Genomic DNA, 21,687 nt, shown 5'->3' with positions numbered 1-21,687 from the left:
CCTGAGACTGCAACGGCCCCTTCCTTCCGACGTACGGAGACGTACGTCGGAAGGAAGGGGCCTTATGGCTTACGAGGGTGTCAGCCGGCCAGAAGCTTCTTCACCACGGCGGCGACGCGGCCACCCTCCGCCTGGCCGGCCACCTTCGGGTTCACGATCTTCATGACCGCGCCCATGGCCCGCGGCCCCTCGGCCCCGGCCGCCTTCGCCTCCTCGACAGCCTGGGCGACGATGTCGTTCAGCTCCTCGTCGCTGAGCTGCTTGGGCAGGTACGCGGCGAGCACCTCGCCCTCCGCCTTCTCCCGCTCGGCCGACTCGGCACGACCACCCTGCGCGAAGGCGTCCGCGGCCTCGCGACGCTTCTTCGCCTCCTTGGTGATCACCTTGAGGACCTCGTCGTCGGAGAGCTCGCGCTTCTCCTTGCCCGCGACCTCCTCCTTGGTGATCGCGGCGAGCGTCAGCCGGAGCGTGGAGGAGCGCAGCTCGTCGCGCTCCTTGATCGCGGCGTTGAGGTCTTCCTGCAGCTTCGACTTGAGCGTGGTCATGGGTTTGATTGTCGCAGGTGCGGCGGACGGAACGCCTGTCATATTCGGGGAGGGGCTCAGGGGGCTTGGGGAGAGGCTCAGGGGGGCTTTGGGGAGAGGGGCTTGGGAAGGGCTGAAGGGGGCTGCGGGGAGGGCTTAAGGGGGGCCGCGGGGAGGGCAGTTCGAGGCCGGACGGTGACGCGACCGGTCGGGCGGCCGGTCCGGCGATCGGTCAGACGGTCGGTCAGACGGTCGAGTACGGGGACGGACGCTGGGACGCCTCGGGGTCTGACACGATGGTCGTATGCGCGCTCGATACGGAGTACCTCTGGGAATCGCGGCGGCCGGTGCCGCCGGTGTGGTGTACGCGGCGGGCTTCGAGGCCCGCTCCTTCCGCCTGCGACGGGTGACGGTTCCCGTCCTGCCCGCCGGGATGCGCCCGATGCGCGTACTCCAGGTCTCCGACATCCACATGGTCGGCGGCCAGCGCAAGAAACAGCGCTGGCTGCGCTCGCTGGCGGGCCTGCGCCCCGACTTCGTGATCAACACGGGCGACAACCTGTCCGACCCCGAGGGCGTGCCCGAGGTCCTGGACGCGCTGGGCCCTCTGATGGACTTCCCGGGCGCGTACGTCTTCGGCTCCAACGACTACTACGGCCCCAAGCTCCGCAACCCGGCCCGCTACCTGCTGGACAAGACGCGGGGCCGCCACGGCCTGAACGGTAACCCGCCCGCCGTCGGAGCGATCCACAACCCGTGGGAAGACCTGCGCGACAGCTTCGACGCGGCGGGCTGGCTGAACCTGACGAACACGCGCGGGACGCTGAAGGTCGACGGGGTGACCGTGGAGCTGACGGGCCTGGACGACCCGCACATCAAGCGCGACCGCTACGAGCGGGTGGCCGGCGGCCCGTCCGACTCGGCGGACTTCTCGATGGGCGTGGTCCACGCCCCGTACCTGCGCACCCTCGACGCCTTCACCGCGGACGACTACCCCTTGATCCTCGCCGGCCACACGCACGGCGGACAGCTCTGCATCCCCTTCTACGGCGCCCTGGTCACCAACTGCGACCTGGACACCGACCGGGTGAAGGGCCTGTCCACCCACACGGCGCAGGGCCGTACCGCCTACCTCCACGTCTCGGCCGGCTGCGGCACGAACCGCTACACCCCGGTGCGCTTCGCCTGCCCGCCGGAGGCGACGCTGCTGACGCTGGTGGCGCGGGACGGGCGGGACTGAGCTTCGGCGACCCGGGCGGGTAACCCACCCGGGTCACCCGCATCGCCCCTTTTTCCTGTTATGCCTAGCTTGAGGGCATGACCGCCCCGATACCCAGGGACATCCCGGACCTCCCCGCCATCCCGGGCACGTCTCCGCTGCTGCCCCCACGGGTCCCCGCCTCCGCCGTGGTGGGACCCGTGCGCCATCCCCTGACGGCCGTGTTCCGCCTCCTGGCCGCCGCACTGGCGGCGGCGGGGGTGACGATCGACCTCCTGATCGGCAGCCCGCTCCTGGTCCTGAGCCACTTCGCGATCCAGAGCAGCATCCTGCTGGCCCTGGTCCTGACCGTCTCGGCCCGCCGCGCCTGGACGGCCCGCCGCCCGCTGCCGTCCGCCCTGACCGGCGCGGCCCTGCTCTACGCCATGATCACGGCGCTGGTCCACCACCTGCTCCTGGCGGACACGACGCCCCCGTACTCCCTCACGGGCGCGCCCGCCTCCCACACGGTCTGGCAGGCCTTGGCCGGCCACATCATCCACACCGCGGCCCCGGCGGCCGCGGTCCTGGACTGGCTGCTCCTCACCGCCCCCGGCCGCCTGCGCCTCCGCCAGGCCGCGACCTGGCTCCTCTACCCCCTGGCCTACCTGATCTTCACCCTCGCCCGCGGCGACCTGCTCCTCCCCAGCACCCCAGGCCGCTACCTCTACCCCTTCCTGGACGTCGGGCTCCACGGCTACAAGAGCGCCCTCGCCAACGCCCTCCTCCTCGGCCTCTCCTTCTACGCCCTCGCCATCCTCCTCGTAGCCCTCGACCACACCCGCCCGAACCTGACCCGCCACCACCGCACCAAAACCGGATTTCGTCTCCAGCCACCAGTGGGCTAAAGTAAACGACGTCGCCGCGACAAGCAGTGCCAGCAGCGACATCGGGGTGTAGCGCAGCTTGGCAGCGCGCTTCGTTCGGGACGAAGAGGTCGTGGGTTCAAATCCCGCCACCCCGACAGCTAAGTAGCAGGCCAGAGGGCCCTTACCGACTCGGTAAGGGCCCTCTGGCGTTGCTGCGTGTCTGACTGCGTGACTATCGATTCTTGAGTGCTGCTGAGTGACTACGGCTGCTGCGGGGTGGCCCGGAAGATGCCGTCCATGACCACGGCACCAGTTGTGGATCACGGGCCGGATCTGCTTCCGGTGGACCCCTTCAGTCACGGCGGTACCCGAATGCCCGACGAGTCGGGAGATCACCTGGCAGCGTCGAGCGGCTTGCCGACGGCCGAGAAAAGGGGCGTCCAGCCTGCCCCTGGGGGACCGAACACAGCTCGACGACGTTGCGCCTCACCTTGTCCCGCGCCATGGCTCGCTTCACCGCGCGGTTCAGGCACGAGTGAAGCGCCTGGAGGGTACGGGTGCTGAGCGTCTTCGCCTTGGTGGCCAGCCAGCGGTCTACGTCCTCCGCGCTGAGGGCGTGCACGACGGTCGGCGGGTGGGTGGGGTCAGGCGCTCTGCTTCTGCGGGTGCAGGTCGAGTGCGATGTGCGGGGCGAGCGCGTGAAGGAAGTCGGCGGCATCGAAGATCTCGCCGGCGGAGACGACGCCGACGGCTTTGGTGCGGCCGGTCAGGACGCGCTCGAGGGCCTCGGTGACGAGGGGCGCGGTGACGGCGTAGATGTCCTGGCCGCTGGCCGTGGCCCGGCGTTCGGCTCCGCCGGAGCGCACGACCACGTCGACGAGGAAGGTCTGGTCAGAGCGCCCCCTCTCGTCGGCGGCGGTCGGGGCCGGAGTGTGGGGAGCGGCGACGTCGCGGGCCGCCTCGGCGCTCATGTAGGTGGTCACGTCGGGGATGGACAGGTGCTGGGGAACGGTGACGGCGTCCGCCATCGTGAACTCCCCGATCACCTGCCGCGGTCCCATCGGTTCCGGGAAGGTCCACTCCAGGGTGGGCGCGGCGTCGGTGCGGTGCTCCCATTGTCCGCCGCTGTAGCGCAGGCGGTGGTCGCCGCGCCGCTCGCGGGAGACCGCGCCCGAGAGCCGGGTGCCGGCGGTGGGGTGCCAGCTGCTGAGCGCGTAGGCGATGTGAGCCTCGTCGGCCTCGGTCCAGTCGCCCATTGCCACGGTGGTCAGCAGGTCGCCGAGGCCGCCGAAGAAGGCCATGGCCGGGACGATCACCGCTCCCGCCTCCCCGGCCCGCTCGCGGTAGTGGGCGAAGGTGTCGAGGTTGGCCTCGAGCTCGGCGGCCACGTCCAGGTAGGGAATGCTCGCGCGGAGCGAGGCCTCGATGACGGGGCCGGTGGTCGATGCGAAGGGGCCGGCGCAGTTGATGACCGCCTCGGTACCCGCCAAGGCCCGGTCCAGCGAAGCCGGGTCATCGACCGAGGCCACCCGGGCCTCCAGCCGGTGTTCGCGGGCCAGCTCCTCCAAGGTCTGCGCGTTGCGCCCGGACAGCACCGGGACGAACCCACGCGCGGCCAGCTCCGCGACCACGAACCGCCCGGTGTGACCGTACGCGCCGAACACCGCCACCAGCTGACCTGACCCCATGAGACTCTCCCCTGTCCTCGAACGCTCGCCGCGATGTCGAACCGCTGCGGCCTGACATCCACATCCTGTCCTCACGGCAGCACCCCGCACGACAGTCGGAAACGACATGACGCGTACAGTTTCGGACATGCCTGCTGTCGCACTGGCCGTCACCGACGGCATGCTCCACTACGAACTGTCCGTGGCCGTCGAGATCTTCGGAGCCGACCTGACCCACGTCGTGGACCCCTGGTACGACTTCTCCGTCTGCGGAAGCGGTCCGGTACACGTCGACCGCTTCCGCCTTGAACCCGACCACGGACTCGACCACCTCAAGCACGCAGACACGGTGATCGTCCCCGGCTGGGCCGACACCGACCGAGACCCGCCCGCCGAGCTGGTCGAGGCGGTACGTGGCGCCCACGAGGCCGGCGCTCGCGTGGCCTCACTGTGCACGGGCGCCTTCGTCCTGGGCGCGGCAGGACTGCTGGACGACAGGCGCGCCACCACACACTGGGCCCACACCGGGGAGCTGGCCCGGCGCCACCCAGCGGCCACCGTCGATCCGGACGTCCTCTACGTCGACAACGGCGACGTCCTCACCTCCGCGGGCAAGGCCGCCGCCATGGACCTGTGTCTGCACCTGGTCCGCCTCGACCACGGCTCGGCCAACGCCAACAAGATCGCCCGCCGCCTGGTCATTCCACCCCACCGCGACGGCGGCCAGGCCCAGTTCATCGCCACCCCGCTCCCCGCCCCGGGCAACCACCCACTGGACGAGCTCTTCCCCTGGGCGCTGGAGCGGCTGGACCAACCGCTCACCGTGGAGGACCTGGCCCGCCAGGCACGCATGAGCTCACGCCACCTCGGCCGCCACTTCAAACACCTCACCGGCACCACACCACTGCAATGGCTTCATACCCAGCGCATCCGCCACGCCCAGGAACTACTGGAGACCACCAACGCCACCGTGGACACCATCGCCGCGGCCACCGGCATGGGCACCGCCACCACCCTGCGCCGCCACTTCCACCGCAGCGTCGGCGTCCCACCCGACACCTACCGCCGCACCTTCCGCCCCTGAGGAGTGGCCCCCAAGACCCCAACCAGGGAACCGAACAGCGCCACGGCACGGTGCTGTCCGAAGTGCTGAACCACTGCTTCCCGAACGACCGCACGCCACGCACCGTCGGCCGGACGGCGCGTGGCCGGGCTGAGGTGGAGGGGCCGTCGGTGGCGCCTACCAGGAGTGGGCGACGTCCACCACGAGCTTGTCGGACAGTTGGGTCACCTTGAACGGCAGTCGGGTGCGCACACCCAGACCGACCTGGCTGTAGCCCTCGAAGCTGGCGCCGAACTTGGCGTCCCGGAAGGTCTTGTAGCCCGTCAGGTTTACGCCCGGCAGCGGCTGCTTGCCCTTGCCCGGGTAGGTCGTCTTGTGGTTCTCCAGGTCGTACGAGGCGGCGGCGACACGGATCTCCAGGATCGCTCCGCCGGACACCGGGATCGGGTCCCCGCTGCCGTCCTGCGCGAAGGCGTCGACGTACTGGACGTAGTAGCCGAGCCGGCTGGTGCTCCCGGCGGGGATGTCGAAGACGATGCGGTCGTAGCAGTCGTGACTGCCCGTCCTGATGTTCGTCAGGAACGCCGGTGCGTTGTTCTCGGCCGTCTTCGGCTGGCTGCCCCAGCCAGTCTGGCAGGCGCGTGCGGTCGTGCCGGCGCTGTCGGCGGCGGACGCGGCCGGAGCCGCCGCGGCCAGGGACAGGCTCGCAACCGCGGTCGCGGCGAGTAACGCTCCGCGTGATGCCTTACGCATGAGTCCTCCTAGGGCACTTGCTGATCGTTCGGTGCCCCTTTAGACGACAGGAACGAGCACGCGGTTGATTCCGGCACGGGTGTCATCCGGATGAAGGACCTGTGACGAGGGTCGAGGTGGCACCCTCGATGCGGGGACTGCCACCTCGACCGGAATCCTTCAGTTGTGGATCACGCGACCCAGTAGCTGAAGGTGACGGTGGTGGCGCGCCCGGTCGGGGTGATGGCTCGCATCGTCAGGTCCACCGACACGGGGCGGTTGCCGGCGGACGCCACCTTGTCGGCAGAGCCTCCCTCCCTGAGGCTCTTGCAGACGGTCGCGCAGGTGCTGATCTTCGTGGTGTCGTCCGTGTCGTGGATCAGGACCCAGAGGGTCTTGTGGGGCGGGATCTTGATCCCGGCGGCCACCTTCATGCGCTCGCCCCTGGGGATGTCGACCGTCAGACGCTTGGGTGCCGCCGGCACGGCTTCCTTCACGACCGCGGTGGACCGCGTGGCCTCCGTGGGCTCCGCCGCGGCGGAGATCGTCGGAGTCACGACGGATGCGGCGAGCGCAGCCAGCGTGGTGGCGGCGAAGACGCTGTTCCTGATCTTCGGATTCATGGTGCGAGGTTCCTTCGGGCAGGGCGCGCTGTGGCGCCTCGGTGGGATGGGGTGCGCGAGCCGGTCGTCGGGATCGTCACTCGATGTGCTGATCCGGCTCGCTGGTCCCACCGTGCCCGGCGGTGTCGCGGCACGCTACGAGCATCGCGTATCCCCTCTGAGGGAGGGCCGGAATACGCGGCATGACCTGGGAGAACGTGATGGATGAGAATACGGCTGGAGACAGCTTCGGCGCGACGATGCGCAGGCTTCGTACCGCACACGGACTGTCACTGTCCCAGCTGGCCGCCGCGACCCGGTACAGCAAGAGCCATCTTTCGAACATCGAGAACGACCGCAAGCGTGCTCATGGTGACCTTGCCAAGCGGTTGGACGACGCACTCGGTGCGGGCGGCGAGCTGACTCGCCTCTGCGAGACGGCGGCGGCGCTCTCCGAGCAGCGAGCCGTGCCTTGCCCGTTCCAAGGCCTGGCCGCGTTCGACGAGCAGCACGCGCGCTGGTTCTTCGGCCGTGACAGGGCGACGGCCACCCTTGTCGAGCAGGTGGTGCGCGCGAGCCGGGGCGGCGGACCGGTCATCGTGGTCGGCGCCTCCGGGGCCGGCAAGTCTTCGCTGCTGCGGGCCGGGCTCCTGCCCAAGATGGCCGGCGGGACGCTGGAGCCGCAGGGCGGCGATGGGCCGTGGCGCAGCCTCGTCGTCACCCCGGGCGCCGCCCCGGCCGAGTCCCTGGCCGGCGCACTGGCCACTGTGCTTCCCGTGCCTCCCCCTACCCGGACGGAGTTGGCGGACGGCATCCGGACGGGCCGTCTACCGGCGGACTGCGCGGCCGGGATGAGGCGGCTGCTGCTCGTCGTGGACCAGTTGGAGGAGGTGTTCACGCTCTGCCAGGACACCGCCGAGCGCACCGCGTTCCTCGACGTGCTCTGCGCCGTACCGCTGGCCGTGCTGGCGGTGCGCGCCGACTTCACCGCAAGCTGCCTGACACATCCCGGTCTGGTCCGGGCCCTGCAGAGTCACCCTGTCGCCCTGGGGGCCATGAGCAGGAGCGAGCTCGCGGAGACCATCCGCCACCCGGCCCGGCTGGCCGGTCTCGAACTGGAGGACGGCCTCGTCGATGTCCTCCTCCAGGACCTCGACCCCGGGGCCCGCGGGTACGAACCCGGAGCGCTGCCCCTGCTGTCCCACGCGCTGCTGGCCACCTGGCAGCAGCGCGTCGGCAGACGGCTCACCCTCGCCGGGTACCACCGCACCGGCGGGATCCGCGGCGCTGTCGCCACCACCGCCGAGCGCGTCTACCGCGACCTGCCTCCCGATGACCGGTCTGCCGCGCGCCGCCTGATGCTGCGACTGGTACACGTCGGCGAGGAGGGGTCCGACAGCCGTCGCCGCGCCGAACGCCGCCTTCTCGGCGACAGTGAGGAGCGCGCGCTGGAGGCGTTCACTCGCGCCCGGCTGCTCACCGTCGACGACACCGCGGTGGAGATCGCCCATGAAGCGCTGCTGCGGGCTTGGCCCCGTCTGGCCGGATGGATCGACGCCGACCGCGACGGCATCCGCATCCACCAACGCCTCACCGAGGCCGCACACACCTGGGAACGGACCGGCCGTCCACCGTCCCTGCTGCTGCAGGGCGCCACGCTGGCGGTGGCCGGGCAATGGGCGGCCGACCATCCCGGGCCTGAGGCTCTCTCCGCACGGGAGCGTGCGTTCCTGGATGCTTCGGCACAGGCAGCGGAGCGGGGGACCCGCCGACTCCGCCGGCTGTTGGCGGCACTGGCCGCGGTGACGGCGCTCGCCGTGCTGGCCGCCGTGCTGGCCGGGCTCGCCCTGAGCCGCGCGCGGCAGGAGACGACGAAGGCCAGGTCCGGCCAGGCGGCTGCGATCGCGGGCCGACTGCTGGCCACGGATCCGGCGAGGGCAGCGGCGCTGGCAGTCGCCGCGCGTCGGCAGGCCCCCGAGTCCCAGGCCGCGAAGGAAGCCGTTGCGGCGGCGGCGGGCGTCCCGGTGCCGCGGCGACTGGAGGGCGCCGGCGGCAAACGGCTGTCGTCGATCGCTGTGAGCCGGCGGCACCGGGCAGGCCGGCGCTGTTGGCGACCGGGACCGAGGACGGCATCCTCACCCTGCGCAGGGCGTACACGGACGGCGGTCTGCCGGATGCGCGGCCCGCGTGGCACCGCCGCATCGGGCAGGGAGAGAAGACGTTGGTGTCGGGGTTGGCGTTCAGCCGCGACGGGAGCACTCTGATGGCCGCCGCGAACGACCGGGTGTGGCTCTGGCGGGTGGTGAACCGGCCGACCCCGCATCTCAGTGACGGCAGGGTGTGGTGGCAGGGCCGGGGCGAGGGCCACGGCAGTGTGGACGACCTGCGGCTGTCCGCCGACGGCACGGCGCTGGCCGCGGCGGCGACGCATCGGACCGGCGGGCAGGTCCTGCTGTGGGACTGTGACGCTCACGGCCCGCGCCGCGGCTCGATGCACTCGGTCAGGCTGCCGAACCCCACGCCGCAGGACGAGGTCCTTCCCGAGGACCGGCAGAAGTACGGCAATCCCTACGCGGTGTCCTTCTCCGCCGACGGACGGCTGCTCTCGGCGGCGGGCTCCCACAGCAGTTCCACCGGCCGGGGCCGTGGAGTCGCCGCGGTGTGGCAGCGCCCGGCCGCCGGACGCGTGGCGGACTTCTCGCCGCACGGGACGCTGCGCCTGAAGGCGACCGCCACCGAGGCGCCGCTCTCCCGCGACGGGACGCGGCTGGCCGTGTCGGTCGGCGACGGCTCGCTGCTCATCTGCCCGGTGGCCGGGTTGAAGGCGCCGTTCGTCTGCAAGGAGTCGGTCGAAGCACCACGCCTGGGCGAATACGCGGCGGGTATGGCCTACAGCCCTGACGACACGCTGCTGGCGGAGGCCGACCACAACGGCCCCGTGCGTCTGCGTCATCGGCTGACCGGTCGCCTGCTCCTCACCCTGCCGCATCCGGGCAGCGTCATCTCCCTCGCCTTCTCCCCTCGGGGCGACATGCTGCTGGCGGGCGCCGCCCGCGGCGACGAGATCAGCGTGTGGCGGCTGCCGTTGAACACGCTGCTCGGGCACACCGAGCCGGTCGTGACGTCGGCCGTGCCCGCGCGCGGGGCGTGGCTGGCCACCGCCGACCGGCACACGGTACGGCTGTCGGCGCCGGCCGACCGCGCCACCCGTGCCGGGGCCGAACTGCACCCCGCCGATCACCTGCCGTCGCCCGGGGAAGTAACCGCGCTGGCCGCCGACCGCGAAGGCACTCGGCTGGCCTTGGCGACAAGCAACAACGTGGTTCTGCTCTACGACACTTCCGCCCCTGCCCGCCCCCGCTACCTCGGTGCGGCCGGACAGTTCTCCCCGCTGCGACCGGTGTACTCCGTCGCTCTCTCCCCCGACGGCGATCGCCTCGCCTTCGGCAACGACGAGAAGGACGTCCAGTTGTGGAAGGTGCCCCTGGCACCGAACGAGGGTGCACCGGTCCCGAGCACCCGCTTCTCGCTCGGCTCCGGCCACCGCAGCCATGTCCTGTCCCTGGCCTTCTCGCCCGACGGCACCCGCATGGTGGGGGGCACCAAGCACGGCGCACTCGCCGTGTGGAACACCTGGCCGGCGCCCTACGAACCGGCGATGTCCGGCGGGAGGCGGGACACCCCGGCACTGCAGGTCCGCCCGGTCCACTCCGACGCCGTCACGGCGCTCGCCTTCCTCGGCACGCGAGGCTTCCGCCTGGCCACCGGTGACCGACAAGGCACAGTACGGCTCTGGCACCTGGACAACTCCGTACCGCTCCCGCTGTCCCCCGACGGCGACGCGGTCGTCCTGCACAGCAGCGCCGTCACCGCGCTCACCTCCACCCCTGATGGCAGCCAGGTGGCCAGCTCCTCCGCGGATGGCTCCGCCGCGGTCTGGAACGGCTCCGACCACGCTCTGCGCATCCGCTACCGGCTACAGGCACAGGACCCGGCGCTCACGTCCGCCCACCTCACACCGACCGGCCGCCGACTGTGGACCACGGGCACCGCTGTCCGCCGCTGGCCCACGTCCTACACCGACGCGGAAGCCACGCTCTGCGCAGTACTGGGCGAGGCGGGCCTGCACCGCAGCGACAGGCATCTGCTGCCGCAGGCCGGAAACGGAAAGGTGTGCGGGTGACGGGGCCGTGGGTGTGCCTGCACAGGCGGGGTGACGGGAAACCGTCTCCGCGCGGCCGGCTGAGCCGGACTTACCTCGGCCGGAGACGTTCCGGCGTGGCGGACGCGGCTGTGGCCGCAGGCGGGGCGGGTCACAGGCGGATGATGACCAGCGCCGTGTCGTCGGTGTTGCCGGTGGGTGGGAGGAGGTCGGTCAGGAGGGCGTCGGCCAGGATCTCGGGGGCGGCTCGGCCGTGGCGGGCCAGGGAGGCGGCGAGGCGGGCCAGGCCGGTGTCGATGTCCTCGTGACGGCGTTCGATCAGGCCGTCGGTGTAGAGGACCAGGGTGGCGCCTTCGGTGAAGGCCGTTCGGGCCTCCGGCCGGGGGACGTGTTCGGGGCGCGCGCCGAGAGGCGGATCGGTCGCCTGGTCGAGGAAGGTCACCGTGCCGTCGGGGTGGAGCAGGGCGGGTGGAGGATGGCCCGCGCTGCTGTACGTGAGGGTGTGGGTGTCCCAGTCGATGTACGTCTTCACCACAGTGGTCGACTCGGCACCGTCGACATGGCGGGCGTACAGTCCGAGGGCCTCCAGGGCCTGGGCCGGGCCGTCGGCGACACGGGAGGCCGCGCTCAGCGCGCTGCGCAGCTGTCCCATGACGCCGGCCGCTTCCAGGCCGTGGCCGACGACGTCGCCGACAGCGACCGCGATGCGGTCGCCGGGCAGGTCGACCAGGTCGTACCAGTCGCCGCACACGTTCAGGGTGCCGACAGCGGGCCGGTAGCGGACGGCTGCCCGGTGGTGCCCGACCGGCGTGGGTGCGGGCAGCATCGCCGCCTGCAGGGCCAGGGCCACCTCGCGGTCGCGCGCATGGGCCCGACGCAGGCGTTCGTTGAGTTCCTGCAGTTCACGGGAGCGGGTGTAGAGCTCGGCCTCCAGCACACGGGCCCGGCTGCTGTCACTGCCGGCGCCGCCGCGGGCGCGGATGAGTTCGGTGACCTCCTCCACCCGGTGCGCGATCAGCGCCACCCGCCCGTCCTGGTCCAGCACGGGTGCGTTGACCGGGCTCCAGAAGTGTTCCACCCAGTGGCCGGGCCGCTCGGGATCCTCGATGTCGTAGCGCAGCAGCGCCATGGTGTCGCGCTCGCCGGTGGCCACCACGCGCAGCATCGACGCCTGGGTCTCCCGCATCCCGGCCGCGGCCGGGTCGTTGGGGTTCTCCGGGAAGACGTCGAAGATGTAGCGGCCCAGCAGTTGCTCGCGACTGCGCCCGGTCAGCCGGACGAAGTCCTCGTTGACCTCGGCGTACACCAGGTCGGGGGTGAGCAGAGCCACCATGCCGGGCAGGGCGTGGAAGACCGCCGCGTAGTCGATCTGCGGTTCCGTCATGTGCTGCCCGCCTCGGCGCCGACCGTCACTGTGCTGCTCCACGATAAGAGGGAACGCGCTGACGGGCCCGTCGCAGCGCGGCGGGGACACGCACAGGCGAGCGGCAACTCATCGCCGGCCGGTCAGCGGTGCTCAGGGTTGTCAGCACCCGGGCGGCAGCCGGCGTCCCACTGTGAGCGCTGGTTGCCGTGGGCGGGGATGCCTCCGGTGCGCTTGAGCAGGGCGGCGAGGTGCATGAGGTTCCAGGTCATGAAGGCGGTGTTGCGGTTGGTGAAGTCGTTGTCCGGGCCGCCCGAGCCCGGGTCGAGGTACGACGGCCCGGGGCCGGCCGCGCCGATCCAACCGGCGTCCGCCTGGGGCGGGATCGTGTAGCCGAGGTGCTGGAGGCTGTAGAGGACGTTCATTGCGCAATGCTTCACACCGTCCTCGTTGCCGGTGATCAGACAGCCGCCGACACGGCCGTAGTAGGCGTACTGCCCCTGGGAGTTGAGCAGCGAGGAGCAGGCGTACAGGCGCTCGATGACCTGTTTGGTGACGGAGCTGTTGTCGCCCAGCCAGATCGGGCCGGCCAGGACCAGGATGTCCGCCGCCATCACCTTCTCGTACAGCGCCGGCCAGGCGTCCGTGGCGAAGCCGTGCTCGGTCATGTCCGGGTGGACGCCGGGCGCGATGTCGTGGTCCACGGCGCGGATCTGGTCCGTGGTCACGCCGACCACGTCCATGAGGGCCCGGCTCTTGTCGATCAGGCCCTGGGTGTGGCTGAGCTGCGGCGACGGCTTGAGGGTGCAGTTGACGTAGAGGGCGGTCAGGTCGTCGAAACGGTAGGCGCCATCGGTGGAGGGTGATGTTGTCATGAGGGCAGCGTCTCGCGCGCTGTCCGGTTTATGCCGGTTCGACGCACCGTGCCGTGCCTTACGGAGTCATGCCATGCCTTACGGAGTCATGACGTACGGGCGCGGTCGGGTGGCCCGGCGCCGGGGCGGGCCTAGCGTGGCCGTATGCGTGTACTGGTCACCGGCGGTGCCGGGTTCATCGGGTCCCATGTCGTCACCGCGCTCCGAGAGCGCGGGCACGAGCCGGTCGTGTTCGACGTGCGGCAGGATCCCGGCGCCGACGTGCGGCACCCCACGGCCGTCGGCCGCGCCCTGGCCGGTGTGGACGCCGTGTGTCACCAGGCCGCGATGGTCGGACTGGGCGCCGGGGTCGCCGACGCGGCGGAGTACGTCTCGCGCAACGACCTGGGCACCGCCGTGCTGCTCGCCGCCATGGCGGAGGCGGGCGTAGGGCATCTGGTGCTGGCCGGGTCGATGGTCGTCTACGGCGAGGGTCTGTACACGTGCCCGACGCATGGGCCGGTGCGGCCGAAGGCCAGGGACGCCGACGACCTCGCGGCCGGCCGGTTCGAGCCCCGCTGCCACGTGTGCGCGGGCGAACTGGCGCCGGGCCTGGTCGGCGAGGACGCCCCGGCCGACCCCCGGAACGTGTACGCGACGACCAAGCTCGCCCAGGAGCACCTGGCGGCCGCCTGGGCCCGCTGCACCGGCGGATCGGCGGTGTCGCTGCGCTACCACAACGTGTACGGGCCCGGAATGCCCCGTGACACCCCCTACGCCGGCGTCGCCTCCTTCTTCCGCTCGGCGCTCGCCCGCGGCGAGGCACCACGCGTGTTCGAGGACGGGCTGCAACGCAGGGACTTCGTGCACGTCCGGGACGTGGCGGCGGCCAACGCGGTGGCGCTGGAGGCGGACGCCGCCCCGGGCGCCCTCACGGCGTACAACACCGGCAGCGGTGACCCGCACACCGTCGGCGAGATGGCGCGGGCCCTCGCCGCCGCGTACGGCGGGCCCGATCCCGTCGTCACCGGCGAGTACCGGCTCGGGGACGTACGGCACATCACCGCGGACTCGTCGCGACTGCGGGCCGAGTTCGGGTGGAAGCCGGAGGTCGGGTTCGAGGAGGGCATGGCGGAGTTCGCGCGGGCCGGGATGCGCGCGGCATAGACCGGTGGTGCTGCCCGCGTTCATGAAGCGGCCGCGGGCAGCACCACCTCGAAGCGGCAGCCACCGGGAATGTTGCGTACGGTGGCCCGGCCCTGGTGCGCCTCCACGATCCCCCGGACGATGGCGAGGCCCAGGCCCGCGCCGGCCGGGGGCGTCCGGGCGTGCGTGCCGCGCCAGCCGGTGTCGAAGACCCGCGGCAGATCCTCGGGCGCGATGCCGCCGCAGGCGTCCGTCACCGACAGCACCACGCCCTCGGGGGAGCGTTCCGCGGCGATGGCGACCGTGCCGTCGGCCGGGGTCCGGCGGATGGCGTTGACCAGCAGATTGCCCAGCACCCGGCTCATCTCCTTGCCGTCCACCTCCACCGGCACCGGCTCGATACGGCCACCCACCAGCCGCACCCCGTGTTCCCGGGCGAGCGGGTCGGCTCCCGCCAACGCGTCGCCGACCAGGTCGTACAGGGAGATCCGGGTAGGCGCCAGGAGGAGCGTGCCGGCGTGGATGCGGGAGAGTTCGAAGAGGTCGCCGACCATGCCGTTGAGGCGTTCGACCTCGGTGCGCATCTGCCTCAGATAGCGGTCGGGGTCGGCGGCGACACCGTCCTCCAGGGCCTCCGACATGGCGCGCAGACCGGCCAGCGGGGTGCGCAGGTCGTGCGAGATCCAGGCGACGAGTTCGCGCCGGGAGGTCTCCAACGCGCGCTCCCGCTCACGGGATTCGGCGAGCCGGGCGCTGGTGGACGCCAGTTCACGGCTCAGGGCGGCGAGTTCGGCGGTGGCGGGCCCGTCGGGGGCGGCGAAGTTCCCGCCGTCACCGAAGGAGCGCGCGGCCACGGCGAGTTCGCGGCTGCGGGCGACGACCCAGCGGCCCAGCAGCAGCGCGGTGGCCAGGGAGACGACCGCGGCCATCGCCACGACCGTGGTGACCACGGTCAGGTCGTGAGGTGACAGGAACATCGCCCAGGCCACGGCGAGCGTGCCCGCGAGCATCGCGACGACCCCGACCGCCGCGACCACGGTGAGCGAGGCGGTGAGCGAGCGGCGCCGGATCAGGCGCAGCAGGCCCGCTCCGACCAGACCGGTGGCGGCGGCACCGGCGAAGGCGTACAGGGCGATGAGCAGGGTGTCACGCAAGGTCGGTCTCCTCCTGTGCGGCGTGTCCGGTGGGGTCGAAGCGGTAGCCCACGCCCCACACGGTCTGGACCAGGCGGGGCCGGGCCGGGTCGTCCTCGACCTTGCCGCGCAGGCGGCGGACGTGGACCGTGACGGTCGACAGGTCGCCGAAGTCCCACCCCCACACCTCGCGCATCAGGTCCTCGCGGCTGAACGCCCGCCCCGGGTGGCGCAGGAAGAAGGAGAGCAGGTCGAACTCCCGCAGGGTGAGGGCTAGTTCGGAGCCGTTCTTGGTGGCCCGGCGGGCGGCGGGGTCGACGGTCAGGCCCGCCGCGCCCAGCCGGTGCCCGGTGACGGCGGGCCTGCTGCGGCGCAGCACCGACTCCACGCGCAGCACCAGTTCGCGGGGGCTGAAGGGCTTGGTGACGTAGTCGTCGGCGCCGACCTCCAGGCCCAGGATGCGGTCGTCCTCGTCGCCGCGGGCGGTGAGCATGATGACCGGCACGGGGCCGTGACCGCGGATCCGACGGCACACCTCCAGGCCGTCCATGCCGGGCAGCATCAGGTCGAGCACGACCAGGTCCGGCCAGTGCGCGGCGGCGCGGGCGAGGGCCGTCGGGCCGTCGTCGGCGCGGTCGACGGCGTAACCGGCGCGGTCCAGATATCCGGCGACGACTTCGGCGACGGTCGGATCGTCGTCGACGACCAGGATCCGGGGGGACCCGTCGTCCGCCCCGAGGGGCTCGTACGGCTGCTGCTGCATGCCTCCAGCCTGGCACCCCGCCGCCGCCGGTGCCGCGCCCGAAGCTGCCTCGGCCCTCGACGTCCGCGTTTCGTAAGGAGCGGAAGTCCGGTATGTCTTGTTCGCGTTCGTAGGGTGAAACCGTGACGACGACACCTTCCGACGTCGACGTGGTGCTGCCCTGCCTGAACGAGGCCGAGGCCCTTCCCTGGGTCCTCGAACGGATCCCGCCGGGCTGGCGCGCGCTCGTTGTCGACAACGGTTCCACCGACGGTTCGGCGGAGATCGCCCGTTCGCTCGGCGCGACCGTCGTGCACGAGCCGCGCCGGGGCTTCGGCGCGGCCTGCCACGCCGGGCTGAGCGCCGCCACCGCCGACGTGGTGTGCTTCTGCGACTGCGACGCCTCCCTCGACCCGTCGCTCCTGGTCCCCTTCGTCCGCGAAGTGCGGGGCGGCGAGGCGGATCTGGTGCTCGGCCGGCGGCGTCCGCAGGGCCGGGGCGCGTGGCCCGCGCACGCCCGCGCGGGCAACCTCGCGCTCGCGCGGATGCTGCGCCGCCGCACCGGGCTGCGCCTGCACGACCTCGGTCCCCTGCGCGCCGCCCGCCGCGAGTCGCTGCTCGCCCTCGGCCTCACCGACCGGCGCAGCGGCTATCCGCTCCAGATGGTGGTCCACGCGGCGGACGCCGGCTGGCGGATCGCCGAGCACGACGTGCCGTACCTGCCGCGCACCGGGGCCTCGAAGGTGACGGGCACGTGGCGCGGCACCTGGCAGGCCGTACGGGACATGAGCCGCGTGTTGAGCGAGACCCCCGCGCACGGAGGAGGAACCGTCCGTTGAGTCCGTTGAGTCCGTTGAGTTCGTCGAGTCCGTTGAGCTCGTCGAGTCCATTGCCCACGCTCCTTGTCATCGCCAAGGAGCCACGGCCGGGCCGGGTCAAGACCCGGCTCACCCCGCCGTTCACGCCCAGGGAGGCGGCGGAGCTGGCCGAGGCGGCCCTCGCCGACACCCTGCGTGCCGTGGCGGCCACGCCCGCCTCCCGGCGCGTCCTCGTCCTCGACGGCGCCCCCGGCGCCTGGCTGCCGCCCGGTTTCGACGTCGTACCGCAGTGCGCGGGCGGGCTGGACGAACGGCTGGCGGACGCGTTCGCGCGCTGCGACGGCCCGGCGCTGCTCATCGGCATGGACACTCCTCAAGTGACGCCGGAGCTGCTCGCCGTGGACTTCGCCGACTGCGACGCGTGTTTCGGCCCGGCGGAGGACGGTGGCTTCTGGGCGCTCGGGCTGGCGCACCCCGATGCCGACCTGCTGCGGGGCGTGCCCATGTCGACCGCCGAGACGGGAGCGGTCCAACGCGACCGGCTCGTCAACGCCGGTCTACGGGTTCGCGACCTGCCACGCCTGCGCGACGTCGACACCGCCGCCGACGCCCACGCCGTCGCCACCCTGGCCCCACACGGCCACTTCGCGGCGCGGCTGGCCCGGTGGACGGCGGCGACGGAGCCGAACGCCGGAAGGGGCGAAGGGCCGTACATACGCCAGACCACCGGAGACGACTCACCGCCAGCCACGGGAAACAGCTCGCGAGAGGCCGCCGGGAGCAACTCACGGCCGGCCACAGGGCAGAACGCCCGCCGGACCACCGCAGACGAGGCACCGCCAACCACGGGAGGCGGCTCGCGTGAGGTCGCCGGGGACGCCTCACGGCCGGTCACGGAGCACGCATCGCGACCGGTCGCCGGGGGTGACTCACTGCCGGTCGCGGAGCCGGCCTCGCGTCTCGGCGTTCTTCGATGAGCGCCCCGACCGCCACGGCTCTCGCCTGGGCGACCGCCGACCCCTACGCCGCTGCCCTGCGCGCCGGCCACGGCCCGCTCTTCCTGCGGCGGGACGACGGCTGGCTGCTGCCGCTGGAGGTGGAGCGCTGGTGCGCCCGGGCCGACGTGGTCGACCGGGACGTGCTGGACCGGTGTGAGGGAACGGTGCTGGACGTGGGGTGCGGGCCGGGGCGGCTGGTGGCGGAGCTCGCCGCCCGGGGACGGGCGGCCCTCGGCATCGACGTCAGCGAGGCCGCCGTCGAGCACACCGTGCGGCTCGGGGGCCAGGCGCTGCGGCGCTCGGTGTTCGAGCCGCTGCCCGGCGAGGGCCGCTGGGACACCGTCCTGCTCATGGACGGCAACGTCGGCATCGGCGGCGACCCCGGCGCCCTGCTGGACCGGGTGGCGGCGCTCCTGCGCCCCGGCGGCCTGCTGATCGCCGAGACCGCCCCGGCGGACATCGACGAACGCGCCCAGGTACAGGTCGTCGACCTCACCGACTTCGGCGGAAGTGACGCCCCTTTCCCCTGGGCGCGGCTCGGCACACGGGCGCTGCTCAGGTACGCACAGGGCTGGCAGCAGACCGATCAGTGGACGGCCGGCGGCCGCCGCTTCACCGCACTGCGCAGCCGCAGCAGCCGCAGCGCCAGCAGCACCGCCGAGCCGCCGAAGAGGACGGCGCTGATCAGCAGCCAGCGGGCGAGGAAGCCGTCCGGCGACAGTCCCGTGCCCAGCCGGTAGCGTCGCTCCACCATGCCGCTGATCAGCGGAAACCACACGAGAAGGAGCAGCCCGGAGAGGGCCGCCGGTACGCGCGCGTACGGCGCCCACTCCCTGCGCCGGACGGCGCCGAGCCCCCGTACGACCGCCCGGTCTGCCACCGCGTACAGGGGCAGCAGAACCAGGTCGTGCAGCAGCGCCGCGCCCACGAGCCACAGCGCCACGCCGAACCAGTCGTCGGCGAGGAGGCGTACGCCCGCGTAGGCGGCGAGCGCGAACGAAGCCGTGAGCAGAAGAAGGTGGAAGGGGCTTCCGACAGGGATCCGCGGTCGGCGCATCACAGGTCTCCGAACGTCATCCGGGCCACCCACTTGGTGTTCAGCACACCGGGCGCCGCGGGCACGATGATGCGCGCCGGGTAGCCGTGGTCGGGGGACAACTCCTCGCCGTTGACGTACAGGGCGAGCAGGGAACGCGGGTCGGCCACCTGGTTGGCGCGCAGGGCGGCACGTCGGAAGGCGCCGTGCCGCTGGAGTGACTCGACGAACACGTCCGGCGGGTCGTCGTCGTAGCCGACCAGCGCCGCCAGGTCGCGCAACCGCACCCCGCGCCACCACTGGTCCGACGTCGACCAGCCCTCCACGCAGGCGATGGGCAACGCCGAGCTGTGCAGGGTGAGTCGGAGCAGCTGGGCGCGGCTGAGGCGGACGGTGCCGGTGCGTCCCGTCACGACGAGCCGCCACGCGTCCTCACCCGTCTGAGCCGCGTCGATACCGGCGTACGCGGCGGTCTTGTTGATCTGGAAGCCGTTCGGGCCGCTGCCCGGGTCGTCGCCGCCGTGCGGTGCGAGGAGGGCGGTGCGCCGCAGCGGACCACCGAAGTTCTGCCCCGCCGTCGTCGCGAACAGCAGCAGCGAGCCGCCCCCGACGAACCACAGGGCACCGCGCCGGGAGACGGTCGGCTCGGCGGGGCGCGGGGACACCAGGTCGTTGCTCTCCTCCCGCAGGTGCCGCAGATTGCGCAGCGCCGTGGGCATCTTCAGCAGCGCGTGGGCGACGAAGGCCGCGAAGAACACCCATGCTCCGTAGAAGTGCAGGGGGTAGAAGGAGCCGGGGAAGACGTAGTCCAGCTGGATGTTGAGGACGCCGGTCACGAACTCGAACAGGCCGCCGCCGACCAGCAGCAACAGCGAGATCCGCTCCAGGGCGTGCGCGAGCGAGCGTGCCGGTGGCAGCGCGAACAGCCTCGGCACCACGGACCACAGCTTGGCGAGCAGGACGGGGATCAGGGTGATGCCGAGGGTGACGTGGACGCCCTGGTTGAGCCGGTACAGCCAGTACGGGTTCGTCGGCCAGGCGAAGAGGTAGAAGCCGAGGATCCCCTTGTCCGGAGTCTTGTCGTTCACCGGCGACAGGTCCGGGTTGTAGGCGGCGTACGAGACCAGGCCCGTCACGAACAGCACGGTGATGCCGAGCAGCAGGACCAGCCCCAGCACCGAGGTGAACCAGGGGCCGCGCAGGGGGCTGCGCCAGAAGCCGGGGGACGTGGGGAGCCGCGGATCGCGTGGATCGTCTCGCATGAGCCGACCGTAGGCCGGGACCACCCCGCGAAGGGGTTCCCAACCCATGACGAAACGCTGACATGAGGCCCGGACGGCGGTCCTGGCCCGGCCGCGCGGCCTAGCGTGCCGGTGTGATCCGCACCCTGCCCTCCGCCGAGCCCGACGCCGCGCACGCCGACGTGCCCCGCGGTCCGCGCCGTGACCTGTACGCCGCCGGGGCCGCCGTGCTCCTCGTGACGGCGGCCGTGCTGGTCGGCCGCCACATCCAGGGGAACAGCCGCACGCTGTTCGTCAGTTGGCCCCCGCTGCTCGCGTCCTGGGGACCTCACCTGGGCCCCGGCACTCCGGCGGCCGTCCTGGTGGCGCTCGCCGTCGTGGCGTACGGCCCCGCCCTCGCGACCCGTCTCCCCTGGCGGGCCCTGCTGCCGGTGGCCTGGGGCACCTCGACGGGCTGGATCCTCTCCCTCGCCCTGATCGACGGCTGGGACCGGGGCATCGCGCGCAGGCTCACCACCCGCTACGAGTACCTCCAGGTCATCGACCGCTTCCACGACATCCCGGCAGCCCTGCGGGACTTCACCCACCACATCCTCCTCCACTCCCCCGACAACTGGCCCGCCCACATCGCGGGCCACCCGCCCGCCGCCACGCTCACCTTCGTCCTGCTCGACCGGATCGGGCTGCGGGGCGGTGGCTGGGCCGGGGTGTGGTGCATCACCGTCGGGGCCACGGCCTGTGTGGCCGTGCTAGTCACGATCCGCGCCCTGACCGACGAGGCACTCGCGCGCCGAGCGGCCCCCTTCCTGGTCCTGGCCCCGGCCGCCGTGTGGATGGGCACCTCGGCGGACGCGTACTTCGCCGCGGTGGCGGCGTGGGCGGTGGCGCTGCTGGCACTGGCCGTCACGCGACGGTCTCTCGGGTGTGCGGGGGCGTCCGGCCTGCTGTTCGGCCTGACCTGCTACCTGTCGTACGGCCTCACCCTCGTCGCCCTGATCGCGGCGGCGGTGCTGGCGCTCGGCCGGCACGGGATCCGGGAGCGCCCGGCCCTGCTGGTGCCGCTGCTCGCCGGACTGGCCGTCGTCCCGACGGCGTTCACGCTCGCCGGGTTCGACTGGTGGGAGGCCTACCACCTGCTGGTCACGCGCTACTACCAGGGCGCGGGCGGCATCCGTCCCTACGGCTACTGGGTGTGGGCCAACGTGGCCTGCACGGTGCTCATCGTGGGTCTGGCGACGGCGGCGGGGCTGCGGCGGACCGGTGCGGTGCTGATCCGGCGGCGAACCGAGCCTCGCGGGGACGTCCGGCTCGCGTTCCTCGTGGCCGCCGCCCTGCTGGCCCTGCTGGTCGCCGACCTGTCCGGCATGAGCAAGGCGGAGACGGAACGCATCTGGCTGCCCTTCGCGCTGTGGCTGCTCCCGGCGTGCGCGTTCCTCACCCGCCCCCGCGCCTGGCTCACCGCCCAGGCGGTACTCGCCCTCCTCCTCAACCATCTGCTGCTCACCGGTTGGTGACCGCTCCCGAGGAGGCGCAGGCTCG

At 72.3% G+C, this 21,687-nt stretch carries 18 protein-coding genes, 1 tRNA gene and 2 pseudogenes; 11 read left to right on the top strand and 10 right to left on the bottom strand.

From position 1 onward, the window contains the following. Positions 1 to 80: 80 nt before the first annotated feature. A complete protein-coding gene (locus AC067M_RS25025) occupies positions 81 to 545 on the bottom strand; it encodes a GatB/YqeY domain-containing protein (protein WP_478699253.1) in 465 nt (154 codons plus the stop codon). A gap of 283 nt (positions 546 to 828) precedes the next feature. On the opposite strand from AC067M_RS25025, the gene AC067M_RS25020 reads away from it, so the two are divergent. The 3 genes from AC067M_RS25020 (at position 829) to AC067M_RS25010 (ending at position 2,746) form a co-directional block, all read left to right on the top strand. After that, positions 829 to 1,764, top strand: coding sequence for a metallophosphoesterase (locus AC067M_RS25020; protein ID WP_478699252.1), 936 nt, complete (start codon positions 829 to 831; stop codon positions 1,762 to 1,764). Positions 1,765 to 1,841: 77 nt separating this feature from the next. Then, a complete protein-coding gene (locus AC067M_RS25015) occupies positions 1,842 to 2,630 on the top strand; it encodes a Pr6Pr family membrane protein (protein ID WP_478699251.1) in 789 nt (262 codons plus the stop codon). A 42-nt stretch (positions 2,631 to 2,672) separates the two neighbouring features. Then, positions 2,673 to 2,746, top strand: a tRNA-Pro gene (locus AC067M_RS25010). A gap of 278 nt (positions 2,747 to 3,024) precedes the next feature. Here AC067M_RS25010 and AC067M_RS25005 read toward each other — a convergent pair. Then, positions 3,025 to 3,204: pseudogene (locus AC067M_RS25005) on the bottom strand (site-specific integrase); the annotation flags it as partial. Between the two features lie 31 nt (positions 3,205 to 3,235). After that, the gene (locus AC067M_RS25000) at positions 3,236 to 4,279 is read right to left on the bottom strand and encodes a saccharopine dehydrogenase family protein (RefSeq protein ID WP_478699250.1); all 1,044 of its coding nucleotides are present in this window, start codon (positions 4,277 to 4,279) and stop codon (positions 3,236 to 3,238) included. 127 nt (positions 4,280 to 4,406) lie between these two features. Between AC067M_RS25000 and AC067M_RS24995 the strand changes: the two genes are divergently transcribed. Next, on the top strand, positions 4,407 to 5,342 hold the full coding sequence (locus AC067M_RS24995; protein ID WP_478699249.1) for a helix-turn-helix domain-containing protein: 936 nt from the start codon (positions 4,407 to 4,409) through the stop codon (positions 5,340 to 5,342). Between the two features lie 156 nt (positions 5,343 to 5,498). Here the strand turns inward: AC067M_RS24995 and AC067M_RS24990 are convergent, their stop codons facing one another. Together AC067M_RS24990 and AC067M_RS24985 are read right to left on the bottom strand one after the other, a co-directional pair. Further along, positions 5,499 to 6,074 carry an AMIN-like domain-containing (lipo)protein gene (locus AC067M_RS24990; RefSeq protein WP_478699248.1) on the bottom strand — a complete coding sequence of 192 codons (576 nt, stop codon included), beginning with the start codon at positions 6,072 to 6,074 and terminating at the stop codon, positions 5,499 to 5,501. A 170-nt stretch (positions 6,075 to 6,244) separates the two neighbouring features. Further along, positions 6,245 to 6,676, bottom strand: a complete 432-nt coding sequence (locus tag AC067M_RS24985; protein WP_478699247.1) for a hypothetical protein — start codon at positions 6,674 to 6,676, stop codon at positions 6,245 to 6,247. A gap of 200 nt (positions 6,677 to 6,876) precedes the next feature. On the opposite strand from AC067M_RS24985, the gene AC067M_RS24980 reads away from it, so the two are divergent. Both AC067M_RS24980 and AC067M_RS24975 read left to right on the top strand, forming a co-directional pair. After that, the gene (locus AC067M_RS24980) at positions 6,877 to 8,919 is read left to right on the top strand and encodes an nSTAND1 domain-containing NTPase (protein ID WP_478699246.1); all 2,043 of its coding nucleotides are present in this window, start codon (positions 6,877 to 6,879) and stop codon (positions 8,917 to 8,919) included. After that, on the top strand, positions 8,919 to 10,838 hold the full coding sequence (locus AC067M_RS24975; protein ID WP_478699298.1) for a WD40 repeat domain-containing protein: 1,920 nt from the start codon (positions 8,919 to 8,921) through the stop codon (positions 10,836 to 10,838). Before AC067M_RS24980 ends, AC067M_RS24975 begins: the two co-directional genes overlap by 1 nt. Positions 10,839 to 10,968: 130 nt before the next feature. Here AC067M_RS24975 and AC067M_RS24970 read toward each other — a convergent pair whose 3' ends face one another. Both AC067M_RS24970 and AC067M_RS24965 read right to left on the bottom strand, forming a co-directional pair. Continuing rightward, on the bottom strand, positions 10,969 to 12,201 hold the full coding sequence (locus AC067M_RS24970) for a PP2C family protein-serine/threonine phosphatase (RefSeq protein WP_478699245.1): 1,233 nt from the start codon (positions 12,199 to 12,201) through the stop codon (positions 10,969 to 10,971). A gap of 122 nt (positions 12,202 to 12,323) precedes the next feature. Further along, a complete protein-coding gene (locus AC067M_RS24965; RefSeq protein ID WP_478699244.1) occupies positions 12,324 to 13,055 on the bottom strand; it encodes a flavodoxin family protein in 732 nt (243 codons plus the stop codon). Positions 13,056 to 13,199: 144 nt separating this feature from the next. On the opposite strand from AC067M_RS24965, the gene AC067M_RS24960 reads away from it, so the two are divergent. Then, on the top strand, positions 13,200 to 14,201 hold the full coding sequence (locus AC067M_RS24960) for an NAD-dependent epimerase/dehydratase family protein (RefSeq protein WP_478699243.1): 1,002 nt from the start codon (positions 13,200 to 13,202) through the stop codon (positions 14,199 to 14,201). 20 nt (positions 14,202 to 14,221) lie between these two features. Here AC067M_RS24960 and AC067M_RS24955 read toward each other — a convergent pair whose 3' ends face one another. After that, positions 14,222 to 15,334: a sensor histidine kinase gene (locus tag AC067M_RS24955; protein ID WP_478699242.1), complete on the bottom strand. Its 1,113-nt coding sequence runs from the start codon at positions 15,332 to 15,334 to the stop codon at positions 14,222 to 14,224. After that, positions 15,327 to 16,076, bottom strand: coding sequence for a response regulator transcription factor (locus tag AC067M_RS24950; protein ID WP_478699241.1), 750 nt, complete (start codon positions 16,074 to 16,076; stop codon positions 15,327 to 15,329). The genes AC067M_RS24955 and AC067M_RS24950 overlap by 8 nt, the downstream gene beginning before the upstream one ends. A 122-nt stretch (positions 16,077 to 16,198) precedes the next feature. On the opposite strand from AC067M_RS24950, the gene AC067M_RS24945 reads away from it, so the two are divergent. From AC067M_RS24945 to AC067M_RS24935, 3 genes and pseudogenes are all read left to right on the top strand, one after another. Further along, positions 16,199 to 16,894, top strand: a complete 696-nt coding sequence (locus AC067M_RS24945; protein ID WP_478699240.1) for a glycosyltransferase family 2 protein — start codon at positions 16,199 to 16,201, stop codon at positions 16,892 to 16,894. Positions 16,895 to 16,944: 50 nt separating this feature from the next. Continuing rightward, positions 16,945 to 17,553: pseudogene (locus tag AC067M_RS24940) on the top strand (TIGR04282 family arsenosugar biosynthesis glycosyltransferase); the annotation flags it as partial. A 293-nt stretch (positions 17,554 to 17,846) separates the two neighbouring features. Further along, the gene (locus tag AC067M_RS24935) at positions 17,847 to 18,611 is read left to right on the top strand and encodes a class I SAM-dependent methyltransferase (protein WP_478699239.1); all 765 of its coding nucleotides are present in this window, start codon (positions 17,847 to 17,849) and stop codon (positions 18,609 to 18,611) included. A gap of 316 nt (positions 18,612 to 18,927) precedes the next feature. Here the strand turns inward: AC067M_RS24935 and AC067M_RS24930 are convergent, their stop codons facing one another. Next, on the bottom strand, positions 18,928 to 20,169 hold the full coding sequence (locus tag AC067M_RS24930) for a molybdopterin-dependent oxidoreductase (protein WP_478699238.1): 1,242 nt from the start codon (positions 20,167 to 20,169) through the stop codon (positions 18,928 to 18,930). 161 nt (positions 20,170 to 20,330) lie between these two features. Between AC067M_RS24930 and AC067M_RS24925 the strand changes: the two genes are divergently transcribed. Continuing rightward, positions 20,331 to 21,662 (top strand): hypothetical protein, encoded by a 1,332-nt coding sequence (locus AC067M_RS24925; RefSeq protein ID WP_478699297.1) that lies wholly within the window; start codon positions 20,331 to 20,333, stop codon positions 21,660 to 21,662. The last annotated feature ends 25 nt before the right edge of the window (positions 21,663 to 21,687 follow it).

This window comes from Streptomyces sp. NPDC043427, assembly GCF_056436655.1.
The sequence above is the reverse complement of the archived record's forward strand: the minus strand, read 5'-3'. Positions and strand labels throughout refer to the sequence as shown.

Excerpts from the sequence above, each read along its gene's own strand:
- AC067M_RS25025 (WP_478699253.1), bottom strand. The coding sequence starts at position 545 with ATGACCACGCTCAAGTCGAAGCTGCAGGAAGACCTCAACGCCGCGATC.
- AC067M_RS25020 (WP_478699252.1), top strand. The coding sequence starts at position 829 with ATGCGCGCTCGATACGGAGTACCTCTGGGAATCGCGGCGGCCGGTGCC.
- AC067M_RS25015 (WP_478699251.1), top strand. The coding sequence starts at position 1,842 with ATGACCGCCCCGATACCCAGGGACATCCCGGACCTCCCCGCCATCCCG.
- AC067M_RS25000 (WP_478699250.1), bottom strand. The coding sequence starts at position 4,279 with ATGGGGTCAGGTCAGCTGGTGGCGGTGTTCGGCGCGTACGGTCACACC.
- AC067M_RS24995 (WP_478699249.1), top strand. The coding sequence starts at position 4,407 with ATGCCTGCTGTCGCACTGGCCGTCACCGACGGCATGCTCCACTACGAA.
- AC067M_RS24990 (WP_478699248.1), bottom strand. The coding sequence starts at position 6,074 with ATGCGTAAGGCATCACGCGGAGCGTTACTCGCCGCGACCGCGGTTGCG.
- AC067M_RS24985 (WP_478699247.1), bottom strand. The coding sequence starts at position 6,676 with ATGAATCCGAAGATCAGGAACAGCGTCTTCGCCGCCACCACGCTGGCT.
- AC067M_RS24980 (WP_478699246.1), top strand. The coding sequence starts at position 6,877 with ATGGATGAGAATACGGCTGGAGACAGCTTCGGCGCGACGATGCGCAGG.
- AC067M_RS24975 (WP_478699298.1), top strand. The coding sequence starts at position 8,919 with ATGGCCGCCGCGAACGACCGGGTGTGGCTCTGGCGGGTGGTGAACCGG.
- AC067M_RS24970 (WP_478699245.1), bottom strand. The coding sequence starts at position 12,201 with ATGACGGAACCGCAGATCGACTACGCGGCGGTCTTCCACGCCCTGCCC.
- AC067M_RS24965 (WP_478699244.1), bottom strand. The coding sequence starts at position 13,055 with ATGACAACATCACCCTCCACCGATGGCGCCTACCGTTTCGACGACCTG.
- AC067M_RS24960 (WP_478699243.1), top strand. The coding sequence starts at position 13,200 with ATGCGTGTACTGGTCACCGGCGGTGCCGGGTTCATCGGGTCCCATGTC.
- AC067M_RS24950 (WP_478699241.1), bottom strand. The coding sequence starts at position 16,076 with ATGCAGCAGCAGCCGTACGAGCCCCTCGGGGCGGACGACGGGTCCCCC.
- AC067M_RS24935 (WP_478699239.1), top strand. The coding sequence starts at position 17,847 with ATGAGCGCCCCGACCGCCACGGCTCTCGCCTGGGCGACCGCCGACCCC.
- AC067M_RS24930 (WP_478699238.1), bottom strand. The coding sequence starts at position 20,169 with ATGCGAGACGATCCACGCGATCCGCGGCTCCCCACGTCCCCCGGCTTC.